At 37.8% G+C, this 13,899-nt stretch carries 15 protein-coding genes; 5 read left to right on the top strand and 10 right to left on the bottom strand.

What is annotated here, in order from left to right; genetic code table 11:
- Nucleotides 1–78: 78 nt before the first annotated feature.
- The 4 genes from GQO80_RS15725 to GQO80_RS00335 form a co-directional block, all read right to left on the bottom strand.
- Nucleotides 79–255 (bottom strand): hypothetical protein, encoded by a 177-nt coding sequence (locus GQO80_RS15725; RefSeq protein ID WP_198037700.1) that lies wholly within the window; start codon nucleotides 253–255, stop codon nucleotides 79–81.
- Nucleotides 256–684: 429 nt separating this feature from the next.
- A complete protein-coding gene (locus tag GQO80_RS00345) occupies nucleotides 685–1,125 on the bottom strand; it encodes an SRPBCC family protein (protein WP_157206215.1) in 441 nt (146 codons plus the stop codon).
- A 48-nt stretch (nucleotides 1,126–1,173) separates the two neighbouring features.
- Nucleotides 1,174–1,617, bottom strand: coding sequence for a VOC family protein (locus tag GQO80_RS00340; protein WP_157206214.1), 444 nt, complete (start codon nucleotides 1,615–1,617; stop codon nucleotides 1,174–1,176).
- A 19-nt stretch (nucleotides 1,618–1,636) separates the two neighbouring features.
- Nucleotides 1,637–2,053: a VOC family protein gene (locus GQO80_RS00335; protein ID WP_157206213.1), complete on the bottom strand. Its 417-nt coding sequence runs from the start codon at nucleotides 2,051–2,053 to the stop codon at nucleotides 1,637–1,639.
- A gap of 207 nt (nucleotides 2,054–2,260) precedes the next feature.
- Between GQO80_RS00335 and GQO80_RS00330 the strand changes: the two genes are divergently transcribed.
- Entirely contained in the window at nucleotides 2,261–3,232 is a 972-nt protein-coding gene (locus GQO80_RS00330; protein ID WP_157206212.1) for a GlxA family transcriptional regulator, read from the top strand.
- A gap of 60 nt (nucleotides 3,233–3,292) precedes the next feature.
- Here GQO80_RS00330 and GQO80_RS00325 read toward each other — a convergent pair whose 3' ends face one another.
- On the bottom strand, nucleotides 3,293–3,928 hold the full coding sequence (locus tag GQO80_RS00325) for a peroxiredoxin (protein WP_157206211.1): 636 nt from the start codon (nucleotides 3,926–3,928) through the stop codon (nucleotides 3,293–3,295).
- A 241-nt stretch (nucleotides 3,929–4,169) separates the two neighbouring features.
- Here GQO80_RS00325 and fumC point away from each other — a divergent pair, with 241 nt between their 5' ends.
- Nucleotides 4,170–5,567, top strand: coding sequence for a class II fumarate hydratase (fumC, locus tag GQO80_RS00320; protein WP_157206210.1), 1,398 nt, complete (start codon nucleotides 4,170–4,172; stop codon nucleotides 5,565–5,567).
- 152 nt (nucleotides 5,568–5,719) lie between these two features.
- Here fumC and GQO80_RS00315 read toward each other — a convergent pair whose 3' ends face one another.
- Together GQO80_RS00315 and GQO80_RS00310 are read right to left on the bottom strand one after the other, a co-directional pair.
- A complete protein-coding gene (locus GQO80_RS00315) occupies nucleotides 5,720–6,304 on the bottom strand; it encodes a Crp/Fnr family transcriptional regulator (protein ID WP_157206209.1) in 585 nt (194 codons plus the stop codon).
- 229 nt (nucleotides 6,305–6,533) lie between these two features.
- Nucleotides 6,534–7,418 carry a chromosome partitioning protein ParA gene (locus GQO80_RS00310; RefSeq protein WP_157206208.1) on the bottom strand — a complete coding sequence of 295 codons (885 nt, stop codon included), beginning with the start codon at nucleotides 7,416–7,418 and terminating at the stop codon, nucleotides 6,534–6,536.
- Between the two features lie 116 nt (nucleotides 7,419–7,534).
- On the opposite strand from GQO80_RS00310, the gene GQO80_RS00305 reads away from it, so the two are divergent.
- Nucleotides 7,535–8,554 (top strand): formimidoylglutamase, encoded by a 1,020-nt coding sequence (locus tag GQO80_RS00305; protein ID WP_157206207.1) that lies wholly within the window; start codon nucleotides 7,535–7,537, stop codon nucleotides 8,552–8,554.
- 12 nt (nucleotides 8,555–8,566) lie between these two features.
- On the opposite strand, the gene GQO80_RS00300 is transcribed toward GQO80_RS00305, so the two are convergent.
- Nucleotides 8,567–9,151, bottom strand: a complete 585-nt coding sequence (locus GQO80_RS00300; RefSeq protein WP_157206206.1) for an NUDIX domain-containing protein — start codon at nucleotides 9,149–9,151, stop codon at nucleotides 8,567–8,569.
- A 241-nt stretch (nucleotides 9,152–9,392) separates the two neighbouring features.
- Between GQO80_RS00300 and GQO80_RS00295 the strand changes: the two genes are divergently transcribed.
- Nucleotides 9,393–9,638: a hypothetical protein gene (locus GQO80_RS00295; protein WP_232333081.1), complete on the top strand. Its 246-nt coding sequence runs from the start codon at nucleotides 9,393–9,395 to the stop codon at nucleotides 9,636–9,638.
- A gap of 60 nt (nucleotides 9,639–9,698) precedes the next feature.
- Here GQO80_RS00295 and ettA read toward each other — a convergent pair whose 3' ends face one another.
- Both ettA and GQO80_RS15720 read right to left on the bottom strand, forming a co-directional pair.
- Nucleotides 9,699–11,390 carry an energy-dependent translational throttle protein EttA gene (gene ettA, locus GQO80_RS00290; protein ID WP_157206205.1) on the bottom strand — a complete coding sequence of 564 codons (1,692 nt, stop codon included), beginning with the start codon at nucleotides 11,388–11,390 and terminating at the stop codon, nucleotides 9,699–9,701.
- 50 nt (nucleotides 11,391–11,440) lie between these two features.
- Entirely contained in the window at nucleotides 11,441–11,617 is a 177-nt protein-coding gene (locus GQO80_RS15720) for a CAL67264 family membrane protein (RefSeq protein WP_198037699.1), read from the bottom strand.
- Nucleotides 11,618–12,086: 469 nt separating this feature from the next.
- Between GQO80_RS15720 and GQO80_RS00285 the strand changes: the two genes are divergently transcribed.
- Entirely contained in the window at nucleotides 12,087–13,814 is a 1,728-nt protein-coding gene (locus GQO80_RS00285) for a glycoside hydrolase family 10 protein (protein WP_157206204.1), read from the top strand.
- Nucleotides 13,815–13,899 lie beyond the last annotated feature (85 nt).

Here is a 13,899-nt window from a genome sequence, read left to right as displayed (position 1 = left end):
CATTTTCAACCAGATTACCATAAAAAAAAAGGGAAACTAAATTTTAGCTTCCCTTTTTTAAATATCTATTTATTTTCTTTATGAATTTTGACGTTTGGCCTTTTTTTCTGCCCTAATCTCTTTTAAACGCTCCATCAAAGCACCTCCAATCCAATAAGGTATTACAAAGGTTATTAAAAAAATCATTAACCAAAACCCAATGGTCAAGATGGTTAAAAAAGCTAAGAATCCTAAATATTGGTCAAAATCAAACATTGTTGTAAGTATCTGTTAAAAATATTAAGCAAATATAATGCAAAGCTTCTTGTTACACAATATCAAATTAAAATTTATTAACATAGTTTTTAAGATTTATTAGGGCAAGGGCTCGCAATAACATCCTTTATTGTTAACTATACCTATCACCAAATCGAGGTTTACCTTGTTATTTTCAATGCGCAAAATACTATCGCAATCTTCTAAATCAAAATTGATTTTCGAGTGGGGCATATACAATGTTAACTCATATAACACTGCATTGGCCAATAATTCGTTATCAATATTAGTTTTAAAAACCTCAACCATAGCATGTTATTCGCTTGGAAATTTACGTTCATCCATAAAAAAAACTTCACATTGGTGGCCGTCTAAATCTTCAACCCCAAGATTAACAAAAAGTTGGTGTACCATTTTCTTAGTTTTATGTTATTGTTCTGCTAATTGTTTAACCAATTGAAGGGCTTTCGGGAAGGTGTTACTAAAATAGTGTTCAAATTCTTCATCCGAATCCAAAAGAACCTCAAGAATGGTAACACCGTCCTTTTCGGTTAGCGTATAATCTTCCCGAGCTCCAGCCCAGGTTTTGGTGAATTCATCTTGTGGTTGTTCTTCGTTATTTTTAATAATTCCCAGGTGCTCAAACCCCATAAAGGCATGTGGTATGAGTTTGTGGATTTTACTGAACATCCCACTACCGTTACCATCTAAAAACAATACTTTGCTTCCTTCTTTCCAATTTGAAACCGCATGTGAACCTTCGCTAAAAGCACTGGTCCAAGCACGATAGGTCGCATCGTCCCAAAGAATATTCCATGTTTTTTCTGCTGAAGCCTTAATACTTACTTTGAAGTGGATTTTTTTTAACATCTGCTGAAGGTTTTAATTCTTTATTGTAATTCCTCGTATATAAGGTTATTACGCTGGTATTTGATAGTCTTTATTGTAGCTTATCATCCACTCAATTCCAAATTGGTCTTCGGTCATACCAAAGTAATCTCCCCAAAAGGTATCTTGCATGGGCATGGTTACTTTTCCTTTTTCAGAAAGGCCCGCAAACAACCTATCGGCTTCTGCCTTGGTATCGGTTGTAATGGAAATATTTACGTTTTGTCCAACAATGGCTTCACCCATACTTGGGTTGCTGTCGCTTCCCATAAGACTATTTTTCCCTATTGGCAGAGATACATGCATAATGCGGTTTCCAAATTCGTCTGGCATTGGTTCAGCGCAACCGTCTTCTTTTGGCATCTCGCTAAAACGCCCGATATGGGTAAAATCGCCCCCAAAAACAGATTTGTAGAAAAGAAATGCGGTTTCGCAATTTCCATTAAAGATAAGGTACGGATTGATAAATAACATAGTTTTAAAGTTTTAAGGTTTATTGTTTTGGCATTTTTGTTATATCCATGTGCAGCATGACCCAACGGTGTCCATCTGGATCCATAAATCCTAAACCGTACATCCAGCCATCAACCTCGTTGGGTTGGGTATAAACCGTTCCGCCTGCGCTTTCTACGGTTTTTACCATGGCATCTACTTCTTCTTTGGTTTGTGCATCAATGTTAAGCAATACTTCAGTGCTTTTGGTGGTATCGGTAACGGGGTTTGCTGCGTAATGCTGTATATCGGCTTCAGGAAACAACATCATTACGGTTTTGTTATCATCTACATAAAAACTAGCCAAATGGTTTGCATCTTTGTGCATCTCGTTTTCCTTAAAACCAATACCTCTATAAAATTGCTTGGAACGGTTAATATCCTTTACTGGAAGGTTGAACCAAAATTGTCGTGCCATAATGATTTATTTTTTGTTGTAACTATTTTAATTTATTGTTCTAACCTGAAAAAAGGCGAGATGTTTTTCAATGAAACGTCTTCACCAACTGCTTACTTACACAAAGTTAGCAATATACCTTTTAGACCGAATGTGTAAATGCGACAATATAAAGGGTTGATTGCGACAATTAAAAAGATTAGTTTTGATAAAAAACAAATCGCTATTATGAAACATATTTCAATTTATGTTCCTAAAGGACATTATAGTATGGTAAATATTGAAGGCGCCTACCAAATGTTCAACTGGGTAAACAGTTATTACCAGCAATTGGGCAAAACACCGCTATTTGATGTAGAACTTGTGGGCATTGAACAAACTTCCACCCAAACAAACGGACTGTTTAGTATAAAGCCGCAACGTTTAATTAAAGATGTTGAACATACCCATTTAATTATTATTCCTGCTATTCATGGCGATTTGGAAGCGAATTTAAAAACAAACGCCGAACTATTGCCGTGGCTAATAAACCACTACAACAAAGGTACCGAACTGGTTAGTTTTTGCATTGGTACGTTTTATTTAGCCGCATCTGGTTTACTTAACGGAAAACCTTGCTCGACACATTGGCAGTATGCGAATGAATTTAGGGCAATGTTTCCGGAAGTACTATTGATGGACGATAAGATTATAACCGAATCTAACGGTATCTATACCAGTGGTGGCGCCTATTCATTTACCAATTTAATGGTGTATTTAATTGAAAAATATGCGGGTAGGGAAACCGCCATTATGGCATCGAAAGGGTTTATGATTGATATTGATAGAGAAAGCCAATCGCCTTTTATGATGTTTAAAGGACAAAAAGCACACGAGGATTTAGAAATTCTTGAGGCCCAAAACTACATTGAAAAACATTTTAATACAAAAATAACCGTTGATGCGCTTTGTGAAAAGTGCAACCTTGCACGACGCACGTTTGAACGTCGCTTTAAAAAAGCAACATCAAACACTATTTTAGAGTACATTCAGCGCGTAAAAATTGAAGCGGCCAAAAAAGCATTGGAACATGGCAGAAAAACCGTAAACGAAGTAATGTATGATGTTGGTTACAACGACACGAAATCGTTTAGGGATGTTTTCAAAAAAGTAACCGATATGACACCTGTCGATTACAGAAACAAATTTTTATCTGCATAAAAAAAAGCATCATAGCAATAACTGCTACCATGCTTTTAATTGTCTTAAATATAAACCTATTTAATTAGGTTGTGGCGTCATTCGTAAATAGGGTTTTATTTCTTTATGCCCTTTTGGGAATAACGATGGGATTTGCTCGTTGGTAACCGCAGGAGCGATCACAACATCGTCACCGTTTTTCCAGTTTGCGGGAGTTGCTACCTTGTGGTAGGCCGTAAGCTGTAAAGAATCGATAACCCGCAATAGTTCATCAAAATTCCTGCCTGTTGAAGCGGGATAGGTAATTATTAGCTTTACTTTTTTATCATCACCAATTACAAAAACAGAGCGAACGGTAAATTTATCGCTGGCGTTTGGATGAATCATATCATAAAGTTCGGAAACCTTTTTATCTTCATCGGCAATTATCGGGAAATTAACCGTTGTATGCTGTGTTTCATTAATATCCTTAACCCATCCGTGGTGCGAATCAACCCCATCTACACTTAACGCAACAACCTTTACGTTCCTTTTATCAAATTCAGGTTTATATTTTGCTACCGTTCCCAATTCTGTGGTACATACTGGGGTGTAATCCGCTGGATGCGAAAACAATATCCCCCAACTATCTCCTAACCATTCGTGAAAATTAATAATTCCTTCGGTGGACATTGCCGTAAAATTTGGTGCCGTGTCCCCTAATCTAATTGTTGCCATAGTGATGTAATTAAAGTGTTAAATAATTGATTTTCAATAAGTGCTAAGTTAACCATTTTTTGGAGGTTATTAAAACATATAGCTGTTAAAAAACTTATAAAAACTAACATATATCATAATAATAAACATATCAAAACAACTAACTTTGTAACTTTAAAAAATAGGCCAATAAAATCTCAAGATTATAACAAAAAGTACATGCAGTACAAGCCACAATAAACAATAAAAACAATAAGAATATATGGAATTTAGAATAGAAAAGGACACAATGGGCGAGGTTAAGGTACCTGCCGATAAACTTTGGGGCGCACAAACAGAACGCTCAAGAAACAATTTTAAAATAGGGCCTTCAGCCTCTATGCCTTTGGAAATTATCTATGGTTTTGCCTATTTAAAAAAGGCGGCCGCTTATACCAATTGCGAATTGGGCGTTTTACCTATTGAAAAACGCGATTTAATAGCTGCCGTTTGCGACGAAATTTTAGCGGGCAAACACGACGACCAGTTTCCGTTGGTTATTTGGCAAACGGGCTCTGGCACGCAAAGTAACATGAATGCCAATGAGGTTATAGCCAACCGAGCGCAACAGCTTGCGGGCAAAAAAGTGGGCGAAGGTGAAGAAGTAATTAAGGCCAATGATGATGTTAACAAATCGCAATCGTCCAACGATACCTTTCCTACCGGCATGCATATAGCGGTATATAAGAAAATTGTAGAAACAACCATTCCAGGGGTCAAGCAATTACGCGATACCTTGAAGAAAAAATCGGAAGCCTTCAAATCGGTTGTTAAAATTGGACGCACACACTTAATGGATGCCACACCACTAACGCTCGGACAGGAGCTGTCTGGTTATGTGGCGCAATTGGATTATGGATTAAAAGCGTTAAACAACACCTTGCCCCACTTAAGCGAGTTGGCATTGGGCGGAACCGCCGTAGGTACCGGTTTAAACACTCCCAAAGGCTATAGCAAACGGGTAGCGGAATATATTGCCGAATTTACAGGACTTCCTTTTGTGTCGGCACCCAACAAATTTGAAGCCTTGGCAGCACATGATGCCCTGGTTGAAACACACGGTGCTTTAAAACAACTGGCGGTTTCTTTAAATAAAATAGCCAACGACGTTAGAATGATGGCATCGGGCCCACGAAGCGGCATTGGTGAAATTATCATTCCTGCCAACGAACCCGGTAGTTCCATCATGCCCGGAAAAGTAAATCCAACCCAATGTGAGGCGTTAACCATGGTTTGTGCCCAGGTTATTGGAAACGATGTTGCCATTTCGGTGGGCGGTTTGCAAGGCCATTATGAACTCAATGTATTTAAACCCGTTATGGCCGCCAACATTTTGCAATCTGCGCAACTTATAGGCGATGCCTGCGCTAGTTTTGATGAACATTGTGCCGTTGGCATAGAACCCAACCATGAGGTTATTAAAAAATTATTGAACAACTCCTTAATGTTGGTAACGGCCCTAAACACTAAAATAGGATATTATAAGTCTGCCGAAATTGCTAATACCGCACATAGAAACGGCACTACCCTGAAAGAAGAGGCCGTAAATTTAGGCTATGTAACTGCGGAAGATTATGATGCTTGGGTAAAACCCGAGGATATGGTTGGTAGTTTAAAATAAATCTAACAAAAAACCATAAATAAAAAAACAGGTAAAAATATTTACCTGTTTTTTTTTTGGTTAGTTAGCTATCAATCCTTCTTAGTTTAGTTAAGATTTACAGGAAATCGGTCAAATATATAATTTATGTTTTTTTTTGATATTAACATTTGTTAACACCCATCTATTTTTTTTCTAATCCTACTTAATTGTACCGGAGTAATCCCTAAATAGGAAGCTATATGGTACTGCGGAATAAGGTCGTCAATTTGTGCTATTTGTTTTCGCATTTCCAAATAACGTTCGGTGGCATCTAAGGAAATTAGCTCTATGAGGCGTTTTTCATAAGCTACATATACAGATTCTAAAACCTTGGAGTACAGCATATTGACCGATTTATGTTTCTTGCTTAAAAGCATAAGCTTGTCATAATGAACTTCATACACCCGACAGTCAGAAAGCGCTTCAAAAACAAATAAAGACGGTTGTTTTTTTAACAAGGCCGTTAAGGAACCGAAAAAACTAATTGGCAGAAAAAAATTTTTATTAAACTCTTTGCCCGATTCGGTGCTCAAATAGCATCTAACAATACCAGAAACCAACATATACACCTTTGAGGGCGTTTCATTTAATTTTACTATTTGGGTGTTGGCTTTATAATCCTTTAATTTCGCGATTTTTAAAATCTCTGAAAAGGCATCTTCTGGAATCGTGCTTATACCGTTCAAAAAATGGGCGTGGTACTCGGTTTCGGTCATAAAATAACAACTGGTTTAGCAACCAAAACTACGGCTTCTTCACTTTTGGCAATTAAATTATCCATCATTTGCAGATAAATTTGTTTAGTTGCAATAAAAAGCAGCAATAAGTCCAGAAATACCAAGCAATTTACCCGAAGCACAAAAAAAAAGCCACTAAAAACCTTAAATACAGCAAAAAAAAAGCCCCAGGTAACAACCTGAGGCCTAGCAATAAGTGTTATATAGTTTACTTTAAAGTGAACTCGGAGGTAGCAACCAAATCTTTGGCGTTAAAAACGTTTACAATATAACGTCCTTTTTGAAAATCGGCTTTTCCTTTATGGCTAACAAACTCACAAATATCCAAACTTGCATTTTCATAATTAAACTTACTTACAATGCTATAATTTAAGGTTTTATCGCCAAATCGAACCTGTTCGTTCATGCCTAGGGTATTGTTTTTTGGGTCTATAACCTGTACATATAATTCTTGGTCGCCCGATTTAACCAATTTATTTTTAGGAACCGTAAAGCAAACCCGAATTTTATCGGTACGTCCTGCCCTTTCTGTTGGAATAAATTTACCCGAGGTTCTTTCAATAACCCCAAAACCTTTCATGTTTACAGCACCCAGTACCGCAGCATTTGAAACCACTTCGGCCAGTGCATTGTTTTGTATTAATAACGAATCGGTAAAAATGGTGCGCTCTTCCAAACGTACCCGTGTACTGTCCAACGAGGTTGCCAAGTATGAGTTCTCTACTTTCAGCTTATCATTTTCAGCTAGCAAAACATCCATTTCTTTTTGTAGCGAAATAAATTTTTGCTTGTAGCTCCATAAGCTTTTTACATTGGTTTCAGAAATTTTTAATGAATCTATCAAGTCCTGAATACGGGCTCTGGCCTCGATTAAATCCTTATTGGCAACGTCATTTTCGCTTATGGCAATATCGTATTGTTTTGCCATCGCGTTCAAATCGTTCATTACCAATTGTTTTTGTTCTGTTAGGTCGTTTTGCACTTTTTCACTGCTTTTGTACAAATTCATGGTGTAAAATGCAGTGCCTAAAAATAGAACCAATGCAATTCCCAATGCCACTTTTAGGCCCATACTGTTTTTGTTGTTTTCCATAGTTACTTGTTTTTAATCTTTTTTAAATGTTTAATGTTTTGTGTAATACTTTATTATTTTTAATGCCATAAATAAATAATGATGTATTTTTAATATTCAAAATTTATGTACTCTTTATGGATAAACTGGTTTTATTTAACAACACTACGCTAAATGCACTATTAAACAAACGCCCAGGCGAATCCAAATTTGGTGAACATATTAAAATATTAACCAGCATTTCACATATATACGACCAACTTATTAATTTGGATGTTACGCACGTTATAATTGGCTTGCCTGAAGATGTGGGCGTGTATGCCAACTACGGAACACAAGGCACCTCAAAGGCATGGGAAGCTACGCTGAAGGTACTATTGAACATACAGAATAACGAATTTACAAGGGCAAACAAGGTGTTGGTTTTAGGCCATCTGGATTTTAGCGAAGAAATGCAGATGGTTTCAGAATTAGACAAAAACGAACCAAAAAGCATCAAAAAAGCCCGAAAAATTGTTGGCAAAATTGACAAACACGTTACTTACATAGTTGAACAAATTGTTTCGGCGGGAAAAATACCCATTGTAATTGGAGGTGGCCATAATAACGCCTACGGTTGCATTAAAGGCACCAGTTTAGCCTTAAAAAAACCCATAAATGTTATTAATTTTGATGCCCAACCAGATTTTTATCCTGAAGAAGGACGGCATAATGGCAACGGTTTTAGTTACGCATACGCGGAAGGATTCTTGAAAAATTATTTTGTTTTTGGGGTGCACAAAAACTATACGTCGGATAAATTGTTTAAATCGCTGAAAAAATTCAAATTAGTTAAGTACACCTTGTTTGAAGATTTGGAAGTGGGCAAAGAACTAAAATTTAAACAAGAATTACAGCGCGCCCTAAAACACATGAACGGTACCCCTTTTGGTGTTGAGGTTGATTGCGATGCCATTGAAAACATACCCAGTAGCGCCATGACCCCCAGCGGGTTTAGCGTTAATAAAGCTCGCAGTTTCGTTAACTTTTTTTCAAAACAGGATACCGTTCACTATTTGCACATTTGTGAAGCCGCACCAACCAAAGAAAACGAAGAACAAATAGGAAAGCTTATTACTTATTTAATAACCGATTTTATAAAAGTGCACAACTCATAAAAGGCTGTGTGCTCAACCCAACAACTTATGTATTTGGGCATATTGCAATAAAATAATGGTTCGCGCATCGTGTATTTGCCCGTTATTAAGCATCGAAACCGCTTCTGTAAAAGGCAATTCCAAAACCTCAATGTCTTCATGCTCACTTTCCAAACCGCCGCCTTCATGCACTTTCATGGCATCGGTATATTCGCCAATAAAAAAATGCATCTTTTCTGTTAGTACCCCAGGCGATGCATAAGCTTCAAATACTTTTTTTACGGTTTTCAGCCTATAACCAACTTCTTCTTCCGTTTCTCTAATAATGCAGGCTTCTGGGTTGTCCTTATCCAACATGCCTGCGCAGATTTCAACCAAAAAACCGCTTTTGTTATCATTTAAAAAGGTAGGCATTCTAAACTGACGGGTTAAAACAACGGTGCCTTTTTGTTTGTTATAAAGCAAAATACCGGCCCCATCGCCCCTATCATAACATTCACGTATTTGGGTTACCCATTTACCGTTTCGGAGTTTATAATCGAAGGTTACTTTTTTTAGGATGTAATAGTAATTGGAAAGAAGTTCGGTTTTTATGTTTTTTAAATATGTTAAGTCCATAATGGTTATTTAAAGGCTTTCAAACTGGTAAGGCAATGTCGTAAAAATTATTATTAAAATGCACTTAGGCACCTGTAACTTATCAACTAAATTGTTCAATAAATACATTCAGGCAGTAAGTTTATAAAAAGTAATTTTCTGTGCAATTATCTTACAAAACACTGTTTAATATTTTCATTTATAATTGCTTACTAAATAAAATATAGTATATTTGAATTGCTATTAAACAAATTTTGCATTCATGATGCCTTTACTACCTATCTCCTTAAATCAGCTATTATCGTTTTTTCTTATAAGCCAGAAAACGATTGTAACCGTACTAATAATTGTAGTGGTGTTTTTTTCGATACTCCTTATTTTGGGCGTTATAAAATCATATAAACTGAAAAAGGAAAACGAACGCTTGGATAAAATAAGCGAAGACATGGCCAAACAGGTGGATACTTATAAAGATTTCACCGAAGGCCACATGTACGGCGACCAATAATTTAAACATAAAAAAGTCCTGCAAATAAGCAGGATTTTTTCTTTAACCTTTCACGGAACCTTAGCGAACCAATTTTTTATACTTAATGCGTTTTGGGGTTAAATCGCCACCCAAACGTTTCTTTTTATTTTCTTCATATTCGCTAAAGCTACCTTCAAAGAAATATACTTGCGAATCGCCTTCAAAGGCCAAAATATGTGTACAGATTCTATCTAAAAACCATCTATCGTGCGATATCACAACCGCGCACCCTGCAAAGTTTTCCAAACCTTCTTCCAAGGCACGTAAGGTGTTTACATCTAGGTCGTTGGTAGGCTCGTCTAAAAGCAATACGTTACCTTCTTCTTTAAGTGTCATGGCCAAATGCAACCGGTTACGCTCGCCGCCAGAAAGCATTCTTACTTTTTTGTTCTGTTCGCCGCCCGAAAAGTTAAATCGGCTTAAATACGCTCTGGAATTTACTTCCCTGCCACCCATTAAAATAAGTTCTTGCTCGTCGCTAAAATTTTGCCAAATGGTTTTTTCGGGATCAATATTGGAATGTGCTTGATCTACATAAGCTATTTTTGCCGTATCGCCCACAATAAATTCGCCTTTATCGGGGGTTTGTTCGCCCATAATCATCCTGAAAATGGTTGTTTTTCCAGCACCATTGGGCCCAATAACACCCACAATACCTGCTTGTGGCAATTTAAAGTTTAAATCTTCGTAAAGCAACTTATCTTCAAAGCCTTTGCTAACACCAACAGCTTCAATAACATTGGTGCCCAAACGAGGGCCGTTGGGAATGTATATTTCCAATTTTTCGTCCAGCTGTTTTTGGTCTTGGCTTAACAACTTATCGTAATTTTGCAAACGTGCTTTTTGTTTGGTTTGGCGACCTTTGGCGCCTTGGCGTACCCATTCCAGCTCGCGTTCCAAGGTTTTTTGACGTTTGGAGGCGGTTTTGCTTTCCTGCGCCAATCGTTTCGATTTTTGGTCCAACCACGATGAGTAATTTCCTTTCCACGGAATGCCTTCGCCCCTATCCAACTCTAAGATCCAACCCGCCACGTTATCTAAAAAGTATCTATCGTGGGTTACGGCAATTACCGTTCCTTTGTATTGTGCCAAATGTTGCTCTAACCAATGTACCGATTCGGCATCCAAATGGTTGGTTGGCTCATCCAACAATAACACATCGGGCTCTTGAAGCAGCAATCGGCATAAAGCCACACGACGGCGTTCACCACCCGAAAGCACACTTATTTTTTTATCGCCATCGGGTGTTCTTAGGGCATCCATGGCAATTTCCAGTTTGGTATCTAGCTCCCAGGCGTTGGAGGCATCAATTTTATCTTGAAGTTCCGCTTGACGGTTCATCAACTTCTCCATTTTATCGGGGTTGGAATACACTTCTTCCAAACCAAACATATCGTTTATTTTGTTGTATTCATCAAGAATGGCAACGGTTTCCGCAGCACCTTCCTTTACAATTTCCATAACGGTCTTACTTTCATCAAGATGCGGTTCCTGCTCCAGATAACCAACGGTGTAGTCTTGCAAAAACGTGACATCGCCCTGGTAGTTTTTATCAATTCCAGCAATTATTTTAAGCAAGGTGGATTTACCGGAACCATTTAGCCCCAAAATGCCAATTTTGGCTCCGTAAAAAAAACTTAGATAAATATTTTTTAAAACGGGTGTATTGGCACCCTGGTACGTCTTGGTTAAACCAGACATGGAGAAAATTACTTTTTTATCGTCGGACATAGTGATTTTTTTTGATTTACGAGTTACGAGGTATGAATTACAGGAATTCGCTAAACCCTTCCTTTAAGGGCATTAAAAACCCAGGCCACCGATAAGAAACCTATGCCCACGGCCGCAAAGCCATAACCGGCCACTTCATAATACCTAAAAGCGCCTAAGGCTATCAAGCCCAATCCTACAAATACCATAATCCAGGTTGCCCATGCTAACACTGTGTTCTTGTTCATTGCCATAATCCGTTATTTTTTAATTTTTTGGGCGCATCCTTGAAAACAAGGTCGGGCTTTTCGCTATATCTTTTTTATGTGTGGTGTTTGTGGTTTTACATTAAACGTTTGTAACACACATAAAAAAGGATGCCGCTTCAATCCCTTGCGCATATTCACAGCACAAATATCGTATTTTTAAATAAAAAAGTACTGTTTTAAAATGTAATTTTGAAATGGTACTAAAAACCATGAAACCCCTAAAAAATAGTAAATCCGTAGATGGAAGATGCCTTTAATCCGAAAAATACGCTTTTAGTCTATACTTTTTTTATCATTCCATCCTTTCGTATGTGTAAATTATATAAATTTACGCTTTGTTATCGATTTTTCGGTTTAAAAATCAATAAACACCTCGTAAAACAAGGGAGTTTCAGCAGTAAATTTGGAAATTGAAAAATGATAGCAAAAATTTATTTTTAAAATTAACATGAAAAAGTTTGCCCCATACTTTCTGCTTTTTTGCATTACGTTACACGCGCAAGTAGGTAAAGGCATTACGGCGCCCCTACCTGCCTTTAACCTGATTGAAAAAGCAGTATCTAACAATGCATTGGTTGAAAATCCTGGAACAGATGCTACCAATTTAAAAACAACAGCCTTTCATGGGGCAGCATTTAAAAATCCAACCCCAAAAGTAGATTTAAGAGGTGTTTTTTTGCCTTCGGTATCCAATTTGTCCTGGCCTACAAACCGTCATGCCTCACCCGCTGCCCAACAAGCAGAGTTATTGGCCATTTTAAACGATATAAAAGCAAACGGTTACAATACCGTGTTCTTACAGGTTCGACCAGAGAGTGATGCCTTATACGCCTCTACAATCGACCCCTGGTCGTATTGGTTAACCGGCACACAGGGAACCGCGCCCACCCCATTTTGGGACCCCTTGGAATTTGCCGTTAAAGAAGCCCATGCCCGTGGTTTGGATTTGCACGCTTGGTTAAATCCGTATCGAGTGAAGCAAACCCCAACCATGGATTTAGCTCCAAATAACGTGGCCAATTTGCACCCAACATGGACGTTCCAAGCGCGATTAAATGCCAAGGACAAGGCCTTATCGCTAAAAATGCTAAATCCGGGTCTTCCGGAAGTTAGAAATTATATTGTAAGGGTTGTGCAGGACATTGCCAATAGATATGATGTAGATGGGATTCACTTTGACGATTATTTCTATCCCTATTCAGGTATGGAAGTAACACCGCAAGATGCTAAAACCTATTTAGAAAACAATCCAACAAAAATTGCAACCATTGAAGATTGGCGCAGAAACAATGTAAACTTGATGATTGGAATGGTTTACGATGCCATACAAACCGTAAATATAAGCCAAAATAAAAACATAGTTTTTGGTGTTAGCCCTTTTGGAATCTGGAAATCTGGCACACCTACCGGTATTTCTGGAACTTCTTCGTTCAGTGCTTTGTATTGCGACCCAATTGCTTGGTTACATTCAAATAAAGTAGATTATTTGGCACCTCAACTGTACTGGAAAATAACCAAGGCTCAAGATTATATGGCGCTTTCAAAATGGTGGAACGACCAAGCAAAACTATATGGCAAGCAATTGTATGTAAGTCAGGGCTATTATCGTATGGATTATACCAACCCATGGGAAACAACGGAAATACAAAACCAAATAAACCACAACAGGTTGGCGCACATGGATGCTACCTTTGGCCAAATTGCGTACAGCTATACCACTATAAAAAAGAACTCGAAGGGGTTAAACCAAGTACTAAACAACAAGCAGCATAAATACAAATCGTTTGCGCCCCCTATTTTAGGACCCACTAAAGATTCCATTGGCCCAATAATGCCCGCCAACATTAGACTTGAAGCCTCAAAAATTTTATGGGATACCCCAGAAGCAGCTTTAGATGGCGATTTACCCGTAAAGTATGTGGTTTACGCTTTTGATAATGCCGAAGAAGCCATCTCAAAAAAGAATGATGGCTCCAAAATACTTGATATTGTAGCAGGAAATGAATTGACTTTGACCAAAACGCAGTGGTCAACTAAGGTTTTTGTAGTAAGCTCTCTGGACAAAAACAATAATGAAGCCGGCGATTTTACAAAAACACATTCCATACGGGCATTAAAATCAAAACACTGCGAACTGGCCATCAATCCTACAAACGAAGCCGATGCCGTAAATTAGGGGAATCTGCCATCAATTTAGCATCATACACTATTTTTCCTTCACACTATATTAATAACCAATACCATAAGCTAGTCGAGCGGCA

The sequence above is a fragment of the Mariniflexile maritimum genome, assembly GCF_009746565.1.
GTDB classification, from domain to species: Bacteria; Bacteroidota; Bacteroidia; order Flavobacteriales; family Flavobacteriaceae; genus Mariniflexile; species Mariniflexile maritimum.
The sequence above is the reverse complement of the archived record's forward strand: the minus strand, read 5'-3'. Positions and strand labels throughout refer to the sequence as shown.